The following is a 16,592-nucleotide window of genomic DNA, read 5'->3' on the forward strand; positions in this document are numbered from 1 at the left end:
CCTTCTATGATGTTATGCCTTCTTGTTGTTAATCAAGACTTATAATGAACTTCTCCAAGTTCCATCAATTGCCTGGCGACTTGTTCAACCTGCTTATTAGGAACTAAGCTTGCTCTAAGTTGTTTTTTCAATTTCTTTCGCATTTCACGTTTTACATCTTCTTTTTCTATCCAATCTATCACTGCATTGTCTTGAATAATCTCCGTAATAATTTCAGTTAAATCTCTTAAACTTTCTTGTTCCATTTCAACTGGAATTTGTTGTTCTAGTAACTGATAAAACGGTAACTGCTTGGCATCCTTTAGCCCAAACGACTGACTTTCTTGTTCCATGTCCATCATTTCTTCTCGCATAGCATGGTATTCTTCCAATAGTTCGTCAATTGTTAATTGACGTGCCTTTCGTTGTTCGATTAGTTGCTCTAATCGTTCTCTTAATGATGTGTATTTGACTGGATTCTCATCTAGTTTGATTCGTATTTCATACTTAATGGCATGTTCCATTTCAGCTGCTTTTGCTTCTGGTGTTTTCAATTCATCTAGCTTCTCATCAAATTTATTGGTTAGTATGTTTACTGGCTCAAAAAGAATCTCTGGTGTTGATGCATAAACATACTCCTCAATAAGTTCACGTACCTTTCCACCACAATCGGATATATCCATCGTGCCATCATCGACATAGTAACGAGACTTTGCTAGTTTTCTAACTTTTCCTAGCCATTTCAAATCATCTACATAGGCTTTCGCTTTCGGACTAGGCATCACCATATCCATGCTTTCCGAAAACTTCTTAAAGGCTGTATCAAACTTATTACGAACATCTTCTGGTTCCAGCACCTTCAAACAAGCTTCAAGGTCACTCTTATTAATATAATCAAAGAATTGCATGACTCGGCGATGACGAGATTGTAATCGTGGTAATTCTTCATCTACATGATGCATGGCCCCTTTAATATCTTCTTCATGGAAAATTCCCAATGCTTCTTCTAAAAATTGCGATACACCATAATAATCAACAATTAATCCGTGTGTCTTTTTATCATACGTTCGGTTCGTTCTAGCAATAGCTTGAAGCAAGTTATGTTCCTTTAAAGGTTTGTCTAAGTACATCACTTGTTCAATCGGTGCATCAAACCCTGTTAACAATTTATCGCATACAATTAAAAAGGCTAATGGGTCTTCATCTAATGGTTTCTTAAAGCGTTGGATAAGTTCTTTTTCCTCCGCTCGTGATATGCCATATTGTTTCATTTCCTCTGAATCGTTATGACCACTTGAAATGATAACTGCTGATTCATAATCACTGAGTTCATCCATTAATTTTTTATAAGCAACAGCTGCTTGACGAGATACGGAAACAATTTGGGCTTTAAATCCGTTTGGCTGAATATGTTGCTCATAATGCTCTATCATATCAAGGACAACGGTTTTAAGTCTTTTAGGTGATGCGGTTAATGCTTCTTCTGTCACATATGTTTGTTTAATCCGTTCTTTATCTTCATCCGAATAATCACGAAAGAAACGGTCAAATAATGTATCAATCGTTTCCCCTTGGACATGTAAATCCACCAATCTAGCTTCGTAAAAAATAGGAACGGTAGCTCCATCTTGTACCGCTTTTTCTATAGGGTACTTATCAATGTACGTCCCAAACGTTCGAACGGTACTTTTATCTTCTTTATCAATTGGTGTACCTGTAAATCCGATATAAGTTGCGTTTGGCAAACCAATGCGCATATTCATCGCTAGCGAACTATACTGGGAACGGTGTGACTCATCAACTAACACAATGACATTATCTGAATCTGTTAGTAATGGATACTCTTCATCTTCTTCAGTTTGGAATTTCTGTACTAAGGTCATCACCGTAGAACCTGGACCTTGTTGTAATAACTTTTGGAGTTCTTCTACAGACTCCGCTTGTTTCGGGTTCGGGAATCCACACCGTTTAAAAGTTGCAGTTATTTGCGTATCTAAGTCTTGTCTATCCGTGACAACGACTATTACAGGGTTTTCTAGCTGTTTTAAACGTCGTAACTTCATTGATAAAAAGACCATGGATAATGATTTACCTGACCCTTGTGTCGCCCAGACAACACCACCACGAGCTTGCGGGTGTTCACCGATTAGGATTCGTTCTACTGCCTTATTCACAGCCCTATACTGCTGGTAACGAGCCATTTTTTTGATTACTCGTCCATCTTCTGGTTCATAAACAATAAAGTTTAAAATGATATCGAAAAGTCTCTTTTTATCTAATAATCCTGTTGTTAAAATATCTTGAGCTGTTGCGTTCTCGCCTATGCCCTGAACAGATAAAGGATAAGGTTCTTTCCAAGCACTATAATGTTGTGCTTTAGCGCCAATCGTTCCCACTTTTGCACGGTCATTACTCGTAGCAATAACAAACTGATTATAATGAAAAAGTGCTTCGTTTTCTTGTTGGTAGCGACGTAATTGCTTGACTCCATGTCCGATTTGTTCATCGGGTGGTAAAGCTGGGCTCTTACACTCGATTACGACTAATGGCAGTCCATTCACATAAAGCATGATATCTGGACGAATCGTTTCATTCGCATGGGTGTAACTGAATTGATTGGTAATAATAAAACCATTTTTCTCAATATTGTCAAAATCAATCAGCTTCACAGTCTGGTTTTTTCGTCCACTACCAACATCTTGTTGAACCGATAGTTGGTTGATTAATAATTCATGAAAATGTTGATTTGCTTCCATGAGGCTCGTCGCTTCCATATGGGTAAGGCTACGAACGACTTTGTTTAAGTTATTTTCATTAATCCATGGATTCAAGCGCTGAATGGCTGCTTGAAGGCGACCTTTTAAGACAACTTCTGTTTGAGAAGTCCGTTCTTTATCTAGTTCCGTTCCATGAACATACGTGTAGCCAAGCTTCTGAAGTTGGTCAATCATTCGATTTTCCACTAACGTTTCTTCATTCCAAGCTTGCGCTTCACTCATGACGGAACCTCCTCATCTTCATTAATTTGGACACGGACTTTACCTGTTAGAAGTTGTTGCATAAGGCCTTGTTTAATTTTATATAACTCACTTAATTTCTCTTCATCATAATTTATTCTTGTCTCTACGGATTCTATAATATCTACTATTTTATTCTGTTCCTCTAAGGTAGGGACAACTATTAAAAATGCGTCCAAATCAGTTCTGTTAACTTTTGGAATTCCTGTTCTACCTGACACTGATGTTGTATAAGAAATAAATCTACTACTCATTAATAAATATTTTAAGAAGCTAGGTAATAATCTTTTATCGGTTTCAATTGGATATATGTCCGCACTACACAGACCCTTAAACTTTGGAAAGGCAACTTTACCAAAGTGAGGGTTTATCTTACCATAAAGAATATGGTTTTCATCAAATAAATATTTGCCACTGATTTGACCTTCTTCTTTTGCTGATTTACATGCTAACAACCTACCTGTAAACTTTTCTATATTTGCATTTCCGATATGAAGCATTTCAGAATATGGTGATTTTTTAGGGTCTACTTGCCCATTTACAATTCTACAAATGTCTTTAAACTTAACAACTTCCCATTCTTCTGGAACATCCCCTATAAGTGTTTGCTTATAATTCTGATGCCCAATCCCCTTTGTCAACAACTGTTGCATTAATCCTTTTTTAACCGTCTCTGTTTGTTCGATGATTTGTTCTGATTTTTCGATTGCTTCATCTACGGAGGTGAGGATTGCTGCGATTTTTTGTTGTTCACTCAAAGTGGGAAGGTAACAAATAATTGACTTAAAATCAGTCTTATTAAATTTTGGTTGAGCAGTTGTACTTGTTATAGACAATAATTTTTTTTGACCTAAAGGGCTCTTTAATAATTGATATATAAACTCATTATGATGATTAGTTTTAACTAATATTGAGTTAGGTCCTAATGTCATAGGTTGTTTTAAATCAGGAACTTTAAAGACGGTACCTATTGCTCCGACATTCGAAATAATAATATCATTTGGCTCTAATTTAGACTTTTTCAGAAAATTATAAGCATGTTCGTCAACGTAAATAAAATCTTTTTTAAAATTACTTGTGTAGTCTTTCACTCGTATTACTACAGCATAATCCTTCTCATTTTTATAAGTTACATTTTCTTTCAAAGTTGCAAAGCTACCATTTGCTACATAATCGGTTATTGTTGAAAACACTTCATTATATGAATATCTTTTCCAATCAATTGGGTATTCTTCAAAAACGTCTCTATTCATCATACCCCAGCTCCTTTAAATACCCATACATTTTCTCTTCAATCTCCTTACGTTCTTGCTCTATTTTTTTCAAATCTGTTAATGCTGCTTTAACGTCAATATCTTCTTCCTCTTCTGTTGTATCGATGTAGCGAGCAATGTTTAAGTTATAATCATTTTCTTCAATTTCTTCTAGACCAACTACTCTACAATATTTATTCTGGTCTTCCCAAGCATCATAAGCCTGAACTATTTTCTCGATGTCATCACTACGAAGTACGTTCTGATTCTTGCCTTCTTGATGGTCTTTTGAACCATCTAGTATAAAGATTTTCCCTTTATGTTCTTCCGCTTTCTTTCGATTCAAGATTAGGATACAAGCTGGAATACCTGTTCCATAGAAAAGATTTGATGGCAATCCGATAATACCTTCAACTAAGTCTTCTTTTAACAGACCTTCACGGATTTTCCCTTCTGCACCACCACGGAATAATACGCCATGTGGCATAACCACTCCAGCTCTACCTTCATGGTTTAGTGTCGATACCATGTGTTGAACAAATCCATAGTCGCCAGCATTCTTAGGTGGGATACCAAAACGGAACCGTCCATATTCGTCGGCTTCTGCTTCCTCTCTACCCCAATTTTTCAATGAAAAAGGTGGATTTGCAATGACACGGTCATATAAAAGAAGTTCTTTATCATCACCTAATAGCTTAGGGTCACGAATCGTATCCCCACGCTCAATTCGGTGGTCACTTAAACCATGTAAGAGTAGATTCATTTTACAAATTGCCCAGGTATTTAAATTTCGCTCCTGACCATGCAATGTTAAATTTCGTGGGTCGCCACCTTGTGATTTAATGTAATCAACTGATTGAACAAGCATACCACCTGAACCAACCGTCGGGTCGCATACCCGCATCCCTTCTTCAGGTTTAATCAAGTTAACAATAAGTTCTACGACTTTTGTAGGTGTATAGAATTCGCCACCTTTTTTTCCAGCATCATCGGCAAATTGTTTAATTAAATATTCATAAGCACGACCTAACATGTCTGGTTCCGATAGATTCCCATTACTTAAATCAATAGATGAGAAATGTTGAACAAGCTGCATTAATAACTTATCAGGTAATTTATCTTTGTCATTAAAATCAATATTAGCTAAGACACCATCCAATGATGGATTTTCTTCTTCTAGTGCTTCAAAAGCTTTGTTAATGGTATTACCGATATCTTGCGTTTGAATTTGAATATGTGTCCAACGAGCCCGTTCTGGAACAAAGAATTGGTGTTCATCACGGTCATACCAACCATAATCATCATTTTCTTCTCGTTCTATTTCTTTCGCAGTTTCGATAAAAACATCACTTAATCGTTTTAAAAACAATAAACCAAATATGTAATTTTTATAATCAGATGAATCAATACTTCCTCTTAAGATATTTGCTGATTCCCATAAATGTGATTCTAATTGTTGTAACGTCAACTTAGACATTGCTTTACCCCCATATATTTCTATTTACCTATATTACAAATATATCAAATTTAGGTCGAAATAGATAGAATCGAGCCTAAATTGACAGATAATTCCCCTATAAGAATAAAAATTATGCAAAAAATCCAACCCCCAGTTATGTATTGATGATTTTCAAATGAAATTGTTTGTTGCCCACCGCCTCTTTGATAGAGGTTTTTTTATTTGAATTGAAAGGAGGTGAGAATATGTTAAGTCAGAATAAAAGGACCATCGCCAATGTCATTCAGTCTAAAGGTAATTGGACTGGCTTCTTAATAACAAGCATGGTCAACTCAACACACTGTAATGGACTATGTTGTTGTGGAAGGAGAGTGACGATTACAAGTTTAGAGGAACTGGAAGAAGTGGTTAAAAAGTATGCAACTGACAAGAACTGCAATGGAATGAGAAACCAAGTGCATTTTTATCAATTACAAAACAATCGTTTAGTCAATGAAAGGAGGGGCAAGAGTGTCTAGAAATCAAAACAATATTGTCACGTTAACCCAACACGAACAGCCATTTGAATTAGGTATTACTGACTCGTTACCAGATGCCAGAAGAACAGGTAAATACCTAGGAAAATTCATTGTAGAACAAATGGTAGAAGGAATTGATTATGGTAAGGTCACAGGTTACTCCAAGCCATCCTTACTAAAACCTGGAGCAGAAAAGATATGCCAGCATTTAAAGCTCACGATTCAATATGAAGTAAATCATCGTTTTGAAGAATGGGAACAAGGAATCTTTCATTATGAAGTGCGTGTAACTTTAACACCTATTAATTGCACACAACTAATTGCTGAAGGCATCGGCTCATCAAATACAAAAGAAGAACAATACAACGAACAAAGTCCGTACACAATCGTTAATACCGTTCTTAAGATGGCAAAGAAACGTGCTTTAGTTGATGCTGTATTAAACGTCTCTGCTACAAGTGGTATCTTTACCCAGGACATTGAAGATATGCCTAAAGCAGCAGAACTTAAAGGAGGTGATGGAACTATTACGAAACGCCAATTAAAGAAGATTCATGAACTAGTAAAAGGACAAGGGATGAATCCAGACACAGCAAGAGAAATGATGAGGCTAATGTTTGGAGTGGACCACAGCACAAAACTATCAAAGACACAGGCATCAACTTTCATTCAAGACCTTTTGTTGTTAAGTGAATCAAGGAGGTGAAGAACAAAGTGAATAAGGAAATGTACTACTGACTAACTCATTGGAACTAACATCTAATGGGTTATTTTTATGCACAAAAAAAGAGCTCGCAAAGAGCCCTAAACACTAATTTAATCTTACCAAATAAATTCAATGATGCAAGAAGGAGAGGCTGAGATGGTCTCTCCTTTTTCTATTTCAAGGAGGAAACTAAAAATGAAGAATTTTATTGATAAAACTACTTTCCAATCATTATTGACGACAACATTACGTGAAAAGGATGACAGCTACATCGTATCTGAGTTGTTTAACCGCTATCCTTCTATCCAAGAACTGCTTGACGTTACAGAGGAGGAACTGGTGGCTATTAAAGGTATCGGTAACGTCAAAGCTCAACAAATTGTATCTGCTCTAAGATTAGCTAGATTAAATCCAGTTTGTGCAGAAGAACGTTTTACCATTAGAAGTCCTGAAGATGCGTATGAATATTTATCAGACATGCAGTATTTGCAACGTGAAGAATTTGTTGTTCTTGGACTAAATACGAAGAATGAGATTATGTTTAAGAAAACAGTTTTTACTGGGTCACTGAATTCTAGCATTGTTCATCCAAGAGAAACGTTTAAGGAATTAATCAGAAGAAGCTGTGCATCAGCTATTGTAGCGCATAATCATCCATCTGGCTCGCCTACACTTAGTCAAGAAGATGTTCAAGTAACAAAAAGACTATCTGAAGCTGGCAAGGTGTTAGGCGTGGAATTACTGGACCATGTCGTTATTGGTGCAGGCTCTTATGTAAGCTTGAAAGAAAAAGGATACCTTTAAGAGCTATAGCTTATATGCCATCTAATAAATAATAGAAGGAGGGATATGCCATATGAGTATTGGAGCGATAATCGTCGGCATCATTATTTGCTTTGCTGTATTTTACGATTCAGATAAAGAATCAACTAGTCATTTTGCTGTTGGATGCCTGCTTGTTCTATTATTAGTGTTTATACTAGCAGTATCGTTCATAACATCTATAAGCTATTAATATAGCAACTCATTCAACAACAGGGGCAGCTAAATAAGTTGCCCCCATTAATAATCTATGAAAAATAACATTGCTTACACCTACATCGAATAAATTAATTCAAAATAGTCGCAGAACCCTAACTGGTATGGAATTAGATTTAGCCATCAGTTTATTCGTATATCATATAGTTTATGCTTTCGCCTGAGCGTTTACCCATATAATAATGTAGGCAATGTATAAACCATAGTCGAATAGCTATTATTCTTCTATTCCCAGAAACAACTTGACCTTATCTAAAGTTGCTTTTCTAAAGTTTGTGTGCCCTTTTTCCAATCTAGATATTGTATCTACACTAATTCCAATTTTCTCAGAAACATACTTTTGAGACATACCGAGTGCTTTCCTTTCATCATGTAAGTGCATTCCCAATACTCTATTTTGATGCTCAGGGTTCTCTTGTAATGCACGAAACGCTTCCATCTCTTCTTCTGTTATATCGTCTGCTTCATCTACCCAACATTGCTCACTTGTTGAATTTAAATTATGTTCATATTCCATATATAAGTATTTATCAACATTGATATCACGATTTGACGTCAAGATATCATTTTGTCTGTTACTCTCATAATTATAATTATCCATAATACAAGATTCTCCTTTTCAAGTTCTCATGCCATTCGTCAGCAATACTGACTACTTAGTAATTACTGAAAAATCATTTAATTGGAAGGGAGATTCCCCCTCGTGTCCATTCGAAAGAGTTTTCCCCGCATCCACACTTTCCCCTAAGCAAATACAAAGACTTATTTATTATTACTAGGTGTTACTTTTGGAACCGTCCACAATCAGCAACTTTATCTACGCCAATTAATAATAACAAGTTGTTGTGCACATTCTATATACTCTTAATTGGTGTGACACCACAATCACTTAGTAGTATTTATTGCTCACTAGAGTAACCAGTTCACTAAGGTTTCATCAGCTGCATCTAATTGTGAGTAGTACTATTAATGCTACCTCTACTTATTAATAGTTACAGTAGTCACTAATTGGTTGCAGTTTTATTATACTTTTTTCTTAAATAGGCTAACCCTCTACTGACACCTGCTTTGACAGTACCTTCAGATACTTCATATTCATGGGCTATCATTTTGTAGGTCTTTCTTTCTCTGTAACTACCATCCATATATAGCATACTGTGGATTACGCTCGTCTTTTACCTCCTGTATCAACTGACAGTAAGATTTGTCTCCTATTGTTTCACCATATTTGTCTACGATTGTTCTATGGTTAATATCATTAGCTGGCATCCTCATTAAGGTTTTATCCTCTACTAGTATGATTCTTCTTTTATACTTCTTCTTTTGCTTGGCGAGTCTATATTTGGGAGGGATATAACTATACGATTGTATTTCCGTTAAATACCAATGCTTTATTTTAGAAAGTAACATTTTTTTCGTAAACATAATAAAACTCCATTCTACATTGTCTTCAAGCTCAATGTCAGCCTTTTTAGCTTTATTCGTATGGTAAAAGATGAAGAACCCCTTCACCATAAAATACGCTTCACTTAAAGCATCATCCATATAATGAGTAAAGCCCCCATTGTATATATCATGTTCATTTTGCATTATGGCATTATGGACACAATATTGCACAGCAATGTTTGCAAATATGGCATCATACTCAACATCTTTCTTATCTTTTGAGAATGGACCTGAATTAAATACTTTCGCTAGAGCAATCATTTCTGATTGTGAGATTTCTCTTGCCGCCCTTTGCACTCCAAAGTCTAGTAGTACTTTATCAAGCTTTACTTTTACTAGTTGTTGTTGTAGAAAGAGTAATTTATTTTTTGGAGTTGCATCTTGTAAGCTTAATGGTCCATTCTTTGATACTTTTAGATGAATACTCAACAACTGCTTAATAAAGTTTGTTAATTCCTTCATAAACAAATCAATTACTTCATCAAAATTTTCATCTTTTGTTCCCATTTCATAATACCTCCGAATCGTTTTAGTCTGAACCACAATGTATTCCCACGAAGGCAACAATTTGATTTTATGTTGTGGTGCCTCTCAAATTCGCCTTGATATGAGTAAAATCCGATACTGTTTATTGATTCATCTGCTCTTGAAATAATACATCAGGTTCATGTTGTTCTGGATTATAACATCATTTTGTTAATAACGGAAGTATTTTTGGTAATAATTAAACAAATTACTTGCATAATATGCTTTCCTTCAGTATGATAGCAATAGAAATAACAAGGAGTGAATGAAATGAATAAACTAGAGCCGTACGTAATAAAACATGAAGACTTCCATGCATTAAAGGAAATGACATCGATTGGTGAGAGAGTGCAGTGGATAAGAAAAAAAGCTAATGAAATGAATCCAGCATTATTTACTAGGTATCGTGTAGCTGAAAAAAGCAACCTTTCTCAATCTACCATTAAACGTATTGAAGAAAATGAAGTCACAAACCCGCAACGCAAAAAACTGGAGGGTATTGCAGCATATCTTCGAATTCCTGTTGAAGCATTTTTCGATGATTTTTATGTAGGTGAGACAAAAAGCTTTATAATATGTGAACCAGAAGATGAATCAATCAAAGAAATAGACTTAGAAGGCGTTTCATATGTGGTAGAACTAACTGCATTAACAAAGTCAATCATGGCAAACACCAATGAAGTTACCTTCGAGGATAAAGTTGAATTAACAGCACTAGATTATGAGGAGTTTATCGATGATTTAACTACTCTTGTAGAAAAGGTGAAGAAAAGGAGACAAACATGGGAATTAAAAAGAAATGCTTATAATCGTTTGAAAGGAGTAAATGATGAAAATGACTAATACAGAAAGCGCCCCAAATAAAGAAAGATTAACTATTAAACAAACACAGTTTCTTAATAGATTTACAACCATAGCAAAAGACGTGATGAATGAATACCAGCACAACACAGAAAAACAAGCAATAGTGGAAGTAGAAATACCAACTCAAGCAAAGGAGGAGCTAGAATGAAAACAATGAATGCCGTTATTTATGCACGTGTTAGTACAGAAGACCAAGCTAGAGAAGGCTATAGTATTGCAGCTCAAAAAGAGTTGTTAGTAGAATATGCAGAAAGACATGGACTCACAATTATAGATGAATATATTGACGAAGGGAAAAGTGGAAAAAGTATAGATGGGCGCCCTCAAATGACTCGTCTGCTAGAAGATGCTAGTCAAAACAAATTTGATGCTGTTATGACCTATAAATTAGACCGTATTGCGAGAAGAGTTAGTGATGCATCTGTTATAGTCGAAACTTTAGGAACTCACAATGTACAGTTGATTAGTTTATCAGAGGGTATTGATACAACAACAATACATGGAAAGTTAATTTACAATATTTTAAGTGCTATTGCAGAAAACGAACGTGAGCAGATAGCTGGCCGTGTGAAAATGGGTATGACTCAGAGAGCAAAAGAAGGCAAATGGAATGGTGGTCTATGTCTTGGTTACGATTCCAAAGAAAAGCAACTTTTTGTAAACCATGATGAAGCAAAAATAGTAAGAGAGATATTCGAACTTGCCGACCGAGGATACGGGTACAAAAAAATAGCTGGAATCGTAAACCGTAAAGGGTATAAAACGAAACGAGGCAGGGAATTTTCCATTGCTACATTAAAAGGGATATTAGATAATCCTGTTTATATTGGAAAAGTCCGATTTAATCAACATGAGAATTGGGCGGAAAAAAGACGGAAAGGAAAAAATAAAGACCCTATCATTGTTGATGGTAAACACGAACCAATTATCGATACAGATTTATGGGAACGTGTGCAAATAAAAAGACAAGAACGCTCATTTAAAGCCGTGCAGTCCAATAACCCTTATTTTCTATCTAAACTTATACGTTGTCCTCAATGTGGCGCTGGTATGGTAGCTGGAACATCTAATGGAAAAACCAAAAAATACCGATATTACAAGTGTGGCAACTTCCATAACAAAGGTGCATCTGTATGTTCCTCCAATAGTATTAATGCTGACCTGGCAGAGGCACAAGTACTTGAGGAAATTAAACGTATAGTCACAGATTCTAACTTCATACAACAATTGGTCCAAAAAATGAATCAAGAAAGAAAAAATGCCTTTGAACCACTAATAGCTCAGAAGGAATATATTGAATCAAAAATAAAGGAATATGAGAAAAAGATTAATAATGCAATAGAGGAGCTAATGGATGACACAGATTTAAAGCCGCTTATTACAGAGAAAATAAAAGAACACCAACAAGTAATCGCAGCCAATCAAATAAAATTAGAAAGAATCGAGGAAGAGCTTGCAAACATCAATACAAAACCAATTGATTTAATGGCGCTTCATCATTTTATTAAAAATATCGATGAAATACTGGAAAAAGTAAGTGGTGAAGAAAAGAAAGAGCTATTACGTATGATTGTGGAACAGATTGAGATTACGCCGTCGGCTGAGAAAAGGAGCCACAGTAGACAGAAGGGACGGGAGGTTACTAACATTAAGTTATTCTTTGACTTTACTCCAGAAGCAGTAAAAAAAAAGTCAAAAAGTCTGCTCCTAAAGATGGCGAGCTATGCTCATGATAAGAATGTTGATTTGGCGCCCTTGAATAAAGTGAATCCTACAGAAAAAGAGCTGAGGGACACATTGAAGTCCCTCTCAGTTTTACCCTCACTTATGGTACGGTTCACCGTAATGAATCTAAATGAGGTTTTTAAAATTTATTCTCCCCATTTATATATGCTTCCAACAAACCATATCCAGTGAACATCGATTGACCATTCAAATCTTCAACTAAGTGCTTTAAAGCCTCTATAAACTTTTCTTTATCTCCTGCGCAGATTTCTAGTACATCCCAGCTTTCATTTGAATAACCCTCTAATAAAAATTGAATTAGGTGGCTTCTATCATCCTTAAATCCAAATCTCCCACTAAAGTAACCCCTATTATCTAAATAACGGCTCTTGATACTCCGTAGGAATTCGAAAATATCGTAATAAATTTCATATTCCTGGTCATCGAACACCAACTGACCTTCTAGAAATATCTCTTTCATGAAAGGATAAAGTAAAACTTCTTCTGTAGGTAAAAAGAATCTACGCTCTGGTTTAATATAATCCAATAAACCGTGAAGACCCCTGCTTGGAGAAGTAAAACTTAAAAAATCTAGTTTACTTTTAAATTTATCCCTAACCCTAGGTGATTTAAATACTTTATCCAATAATTTATAATTTCCAGTTTTCACCGAGGAGATTCCTATACTGTACAAAGCTATTTGCAAAGGAACTTGTTGTAAATTCAATAACAACACAGTACCACTATGCTGGTTTATCGATGTTAATCTTTCAAGTGTTTCAATAAGTAATTGCTCTTGTTCAGTTGTTTTTGCATAATAAGAAAGTACGGAAAGTAAAATAGCTAGTTGCTTTGACCTTTCTTTAATTTCCTCTACCTTTTGGTATAGGTATTCTGTTGAAACTTCTGCATTAGTATTAACTTTATTAATATATTCTGTTATTTTTACTGTTTCATCAGTAATTATTTCCCTTATTTTAATTTCATCATTATTGGCTATATAGCGTTTTAATCGTTTTAATTTTACTTGAACGTTATCGAGATTCACTTTCTTTACTTGGGAGATGCTATTTACATTTTCATTTAATTCTCTAAAGAAGTGGTCTGCACCCGAACTATCAATTATGACGGAAGCATCTCTAAAATTTATTAACTCTTGAGCCTTCTCACCAACCTCTTTTGAAAATGAATGCCAATACCAAGAATATCTCCGTCCTTTTACACTTTTGATTGTATCTCTTAAGGCTGTATCCCATTCAGCAGACCACCCCGATATTATCAATCCGTACTCATCAAATATTTTTTTAAGAATGTCAGTTAAAGAATCTGAATAACTCTCCAATTCATCTGTAATATTCTTAAATCTCGTATCTCTATAATCACCATGAATTTTTAAAACCGTACAATCAGCATGTGCTAAAGGCTTCATTCCTTCTATGTCTGAATCATGGTAAAGTGTTTGGTACTGTACATTCAATTCATCTAATGCTTGTTCAATTAATCGGTCAAAGTTTGTGGTAACAATTACTTTTATATAACCCTGTTTTACTAATTCCGCTATTGCTTTATGTGCGTCCGTTGGCAATTTTCTACCTTCCTCAAGTTCTTCTTCAGTAGGCTCAAAAAACTCTTTTAATAATCCATTCCGCTCAGAAGAAGTCTTTGCTAACATGCCTATTACCTCGTCATATAATGGCTCTTTACCAAAATTCTCTTTATACCACTTAATTTCATCTTGTTCTTCCACTCCATTTAATAACATGATTCTCCTGGATTCAGGTGCCTGTCACTTCCCGCATTTTGTAATATTTTGTCGTAGAATAATTATTGAAATCTCTTACTTAACTCAACAGACATTTAACCATTAATCCCTCTTTATTCTACCATATATTCAGGATGTTTTTGGTAATATTTAGGTAGCATCATGTCCCAATAACAATACACTATTCCTCACATAAGCAGTTAGCCTACTAGAAAATTCCTATTAATCACTAAGCTCAACCATCCCCCTCATTATGTTATAATATATATAATTTTCTAATAACGAGGGATGAAAATGAATTCTCGATGGATAAAGATTATACAATATCTTATTAAAGTTGATACGGATGTAACAAGCAGTGAACTTGCTACGGCATTAAACGTGAGTTCTAAGACCATCCGAAATGATATAAAAGAGATTAACCGTAGTTTAGAAACGGAAAATTTATGTATTACTTCCATCCGCGGGAAGGGCTTTTCACTTAAGCAAGATAAACGTCATTTCATAGACCTCTTAGGAAAGTGGAATAAGATAGGAAGTAACTTCCCCATAGAACCGGAATCCAGAATTAAATTTATACTGGAAACTCTATTAATGAATTCATCCTATGTTAAGTTAGATGATTTATCCGATATGCTGTTTATTAGTCGATCTACATTGCAAACTGACTTGAAGGAAGTACGAGGCATCCTTAATAGCTATAATTTGCAACTGGAACACAAACCAAATTACGGAGTGATAGTAAAAGGGGATGAAAAACAAATTCGCTTTTGTATCTCTGCCTATCTTTTGCGTGAGAAATTAGATGGAAAAAAGTACGATGTAGCTCAATTGGGTAACTTTTCTTCTGAGGAAACGAATTTAATTTATACTCATCTAGTAAATAATTTGCGGAAGCATCATAAAGTGGTTGCAGATGTTTGTTTACAAAATCTATTTACTCATATTGTTCTAGCATGCAGAAGAATTAAAGAGAGTAATATGTTTGATATAAACAGCGAAGACTATCTTGAACTGAGAGACACAAAAGAATATGAAGTTGGACGGAAAATTCTAACAGATATCGAGAGAGACATAAATATAGTCTTCCCGGAAAAGGAAATTGCATATTTAGCTTTACATTTAAAGGGAACGAAACTATCGAATAACTTAGATGGCACTCGAGCTGATTTAGATAAAATAATGGACACGAAAATAGTAGAATTAGCTCAAAGCATGATTCAGCGTATAGAAGAGGAATGTTCTTTACTTTTAGCTGGAGATAATAAATTATTATTTAACTTATGCTTACATTTACAACCGGCAATTAATCGATACAAACAAGACATGAATATTTATAATCCGATGCTGGAGGAAATTAAAACATCCTATCCACTTTCTTTTGAAGCTGCTTTGATTGGTTCTAAAGTACTTGCTGAGGTACTGGAGGTTCAACTAAATGAGGATGAAATTGGTTTTTTGGCTCTACATATCGAAGCTGCACAAGAACGGTTAAAAACGAGAAATGTTCGCAAAAAGCGTTGCCTAATTGTGTGTGCATCAGGAATGGGTAGTGCCGAACTTCTTTCTTATAAACTTACCAATCAATTTAGTGATCAATTAGAAATCATTGGCACTACGGAACTATATAACTTGGAGAATACGATACCCAGTGACCTAGATTTTATAATTACTACCGTACCAATTGATATGCAAACTAGTATTCCTCTCATCTATGTGAGCACCATTCTTGGAGAAACGAATATTAAACAAATTGAAACCGCTATAGATGGAAAAAAGAAAAAGGATAGATGGTATTTGGAACAAGAGCATACCTTTATAAATTATGATCTTAGTTCACCAAAGGAGGTTATTACATTCCTTGGGAATCATCTGTTGGAAAGAGGGCTCGTAGGAGAAGATTACATTGATTCTGTCCTGGAGAGAGAAAGTTACGCTCCCACTAGCTTTGGTAACTTAGTAGCTATACCCCATCCCATTGAGCAAAAAACCGATAAAACCTTTTGGTGTTTGATGACATTGAAAAAACCAATTGGTTGGGGTGATAAACCTGTTCAAGTCGTCTTTTTACTAAACGTAAATAAAAGTAAAAAAGAAGATTTGAAGCCTATGTTCCACTCTCTGGTAAGATTGGTTGATAATAGATCAACAGTACATCAGTTGCTTGATTGCAACACATACCACGAGGTGTGTAAGGTAGTACAGCAACTTTAAAAGCAAAGGGAAACTCCTTTGCTTTTTTTATTTATTTAATTTCCTTTGCCAACGGAAAAATACTGCCTTTTAATGAATGCGCTTAC

At 35.2% G+C, this 16,592-nt stretch carries 15 protein-coding genes; 8 read left to right on the top strand and 7 right to left on the bottom strand.

The window, feature by feature from the left end; all coding sequences use genetic code 11:
* Positions 1-32: 32 nt before the first annotated feature.
* The 3 genes from X953_RS18385 to X953_RS18400 are packed head-to-tail and all read right to left on the bottom strand — an operon-like array spanning position 33 to position 5,726.
* A complete protein-coding gene (locus X953_RS18385; RefSeq protein WP_040956835.1) occupies positions 33-2,978 on the bottom strand; it encodes a type I restriction endonuclease subunit R in 2,946 nt (981 codons plus the stop codon).
* The gene (locus tag X953_RS19265) at positions 2,975-4,252 is read right to left on the bottom strand and encodes a restriction endonuclease subunit S (protein WP_052350206.1); all 1,278 of its coding nucleotides are present in this window, start codon (positions 4,250-4,252) and stop codon (positions 2,975-2,977) included. The genes X953_RS18385 and X953_RS19265 overlap by 4 nt, the downstream gene beginning before the upstream one ends.
* Positions 4,242-5,726, bottom strand: a complete 1,485-nt coding sequence (locus X953_RS18400) for a type I restriction-modification system subunit M (RefSeq protein ID WP_040956836.1) — start codon at positions 5,724-5,726, stop codon at positions 4,242-4,244. Before X953_RS18400 ends, X953_RS19265 begins: the two co-directional genes overlap by 11 nt.
* A 227-nt stretch (positions 5,727-5,953) precedes the next feature.
* Here X953_RS18400 and X953_RS18405 point away from each other — a divergent pair, with 227 nt between their 5' ends.
* From X953_RS18405 to X953_RS19940, 4 genes are all read left to right on the top strand, one after another.
* Positions 5,954-6,226 carry a hypothetical protein gene (locus tag X953_RS18405; protein WP_040956837.1) on the top strand — a complete coding sequence of 91 codons (273 nt, stop codon included), beginning with the start codon at positions 5,954-5,956 and terminating at the stop codon, positions 6,224-6,226.
* On the top strand, positions 6,219-6,932 hold the full coding sequence (locus X953_RS18410) for a hypothetical protein (protein ID WP_052350207.1): 714 nt from the start codon (positions 6,219-6,221) through the stop codon (positions 6,930-6,932). The genes X953_RS18405 and X953_RS18410 overlap by 8 nt, the downstream gene beginning before the upstream one ends.
* A gap of 195 nt (positions 6,933-7,127) precedes the next feature.
* Positions 7,128-7,736, top strand: a complete 609-nt coding sequence (gene radC, locus X953_RS18415; protein ID WP_040956838.1) for a DNA repair protein RadC — start codon at positions 7,128-7,130, stop codon at positions 7,734-7,736.
* A gap of 52 nt (positions 7,737-7,788) precedes the next feature.
* Positions 7,789-7,947, top strand: a complete 159-nt coding sequence (locus tag X953_RS19940; protein WP_156958521.1) for a hypothetical protein — start codon at positions 7,789-7,791, stop codon at positions 7,945-7,947.
* Between the two features lie 240 nt (positions 7,948-8,187).
* Here the strand turns inward: X953_RS19940 and X953_RS18420 are convergent, their stop codons facing one another.
* From X953_RS18420 to X953_RS18425, 3 genes are all read right to left on the bottom strand, one after another.
* Positions 8,188-8,571: a transcriptional regulator gene (locus tag X953_RS18420; protein ID WP_040956839.1), complete on the bottom strand. Its 384-nt coding sequence runs from the start codon at positions 8,569-8,571 to the stop codon at positions 8,188-8,190.
* A gap of 403 nt (positions 8,572-8,974) precedes the next feature.
* Positions 8,975-9,115, bottom strand: a complete 141-nt coding sequence (locus X953_RS19945) for a sigma-70 family RNA polymerase sigma factor (protein ID WP_156958522.1) — start codon at positions 9,113-9,115, stop codon at positions 8,975-8,977.
* Positions 9,105-9,923, bottom strand: a complete 819-nt coding sequence (locus X953_RS18425) for a hypothetical protein (protein ID WP_040956840.1) — start codon at positions 9,921-9,923, stop codon at positions 9,105-9,107. The genes X953_RS19945 and X953_RS18425 overlap by 11 nt, the downstream gene beginning before the upstream one ends.
* Positions 9,924-10,211: 288 nt before the next feature.
* Between X953_RS18425 and X953_RS18430 the strand changes: the two genes are divergently transcribed.
* From X953_RS18430 to X953_RS18440, 3 genes are read left to right on the top strand one after another with little or no spacing between them, the layout of a single operon-like run.
* Positions 10,212-10,784, top strand: a complete 573-nt coding sequence (locus X953_RS18430) for a helix-turn-helix domain-containing protein (protein WP_040956841.1) — start codon at positions 10,212-10,214, stop codon at positions 10,782-10,784.
* Positions 10,777-10,953: a hypothetical protein gene (locus X953_RS18435; protein ID WP_156958523.1), complete on the top strand. Its 177-nt coding sequence runs from the start codon at positions 10,777-10,779 to the stop codon at positions 10,951-10,953. The genes X953_RS18430 and X953_RS18435 overlap by 8 nt, the downstream gene beginning before the upstream one ends.
* A complete protein-coding gene (locus tag X953_RS18440) occupies positions 10,950-12,722 on the top strand; it encodes a recombinase family protein (RefSeq protein WP_052350208.1) in 1,773 nt (590 codons plus the stop codon). Before X953_RS18435 ends, X953_RS18440 begins: the two co-directional genes overlap by 4 nt.
* On the opposite strand, the gene X953_RS19270 is transcribed toward X953_RS18440, so the two are convergent.
* On the bottom strand, positions 12,670-14,292 hold the full coding sequence (locus X953_RS19270) for an SIR2 family protein (RefSeq protein WP_052350209.1): 1,623 nt from the start codon (positions 14,290-14,292) through the stop codon (positions 12,670-12,672). The two genes, X953_RS18440 and X953_RS19270, sit on opposite strands and share 53 nt — an antisense overlap.
* A gap of 294 nt (positions 14,293-14,586) precedes the next feature.
* Here X953_RS19270 and X953_RS18450 point away from each other — a divergent pair, with 294 nt between their 5' ends.
* Positions 14,587-16,506 carry a BglG family transcription antiterminator gene (locus tag X953_RS18450; protein ID WP_040956843.1) on the top strand — a complete coding sequence of 640 codons (1,920 nt, stop codon included), beginning with the start codon at positions 14,587-14,589 and terminating at the stop codon, positions 16,504-16,506.
* The last annotated feature ends 86 nt before the right edge of the window (positions 16,507-16,592 follow it).

It is taken from the genome of Virgibacillus sp. SK37 (assembly GCF_000725285.1).
GTDB lineage: Bacteria > Bacillota > Bacilli > Bacillales > Amphibacillaceae > Virgibacillus_Q.

Excerpts from the sequence above, each read along its gene's own strand:
- X953_RS18385 (WP_040956835.1), bottom strand. The coding sequence starts at position 2,978 with ATGAGTGAAGCGCAAGCTTGGAATGAAGAAACGTTAGTGGAAAATCGA.
- X953_RS19265 (WP_052350206.1), bottom strand. The coding sequence starts at position 4,252 with ATGATGAATAGAGACGTTTTTGAAGAATACCCAATTGATTGGAAAAGA.
- X953_RS18400 (WP_040956836.1), bottom strand. The coding sequence starts at position 5,726 with ATGTCTAAGTTGACGTTACAACAATTAGAATCACATTTATGGGAATCA.
- X953_RS18405 (WP_040956837.1), top strand. The coding sequence starts at position 5,954 with ATGTTAAGTCAGAATAAAAGGACCATCGCCAATGTCATTCAGTCTAAA.
- radC (WP_040956838.1), top strand. The coding sequence starts at position 7,128 with ATGAAGAATTTTATTGATAAAACTACTTTCCAATCATTATTGACGACA.
- X953_RS19940 (WP_156958521.1), top strand. The coding sequence starts at position 7,789 with ATGAGTATTGGAGCGATAATCGTCGGCATCATTATTTGCTTTGCTGTA.
- X953_RS18420 (WP_040956839.1), bottom strand. The coding sequence starts at position 8,571 with ATGGATAATTATAATTATGAGAGTAACAGACAAAATGATATCTTGACG.
- X953_RS19945 (WP_156958522.1), bottom strand. The coding sequence starts at position 9,115 with ATGGATGGTAGTTACAGAGAAAGAAAGACCTACAAAATGATAGCCCAT.
- X953_RS18425 (WP_040956840.1), bottom strand. The coding sequence starts at position 9,923 with ATGGGAACAAAAGATGAAAATTTTGATGAAGTAATTGATTTGTTTATG.
- X953_RS18430 (WP_040956841.1), top strand. The coding sequence starts at position 10,212 with ATGAATAAACTAGAGCCGTACGTAATAAAACATGAAGACTTCCATGCA.
- X953_RS18435 (WP_156958523.1), top strand. The coding sequence starts at position 10,777 with ATGACTAATACAGAAAGCGCCCCAAATAAAGAAAGATTAACTATTAAA.
- X953_RS18440 (WP_052350208.1), top strand. The coding sequence starts at position 10,950 with ATGAAAACAATGAATGCCGTTATTTATGCACGTGTTAGTACAGAAGAC.
- X953_RS19270 (WP_052350209.1), bottom strand. The coding sequence starts at position 14,292 with ATGTTATTAAATGGAGTGGAAGAACAAGATGAAATTAAGTGGTATAAA.
- X953_RS18450 (WP_040956843.1), top strand. The coding sequence starts at position 14,587 with ATGAATTCTCGATGGATAAAGATTATACAATATCTTATTAAAGTTGAT.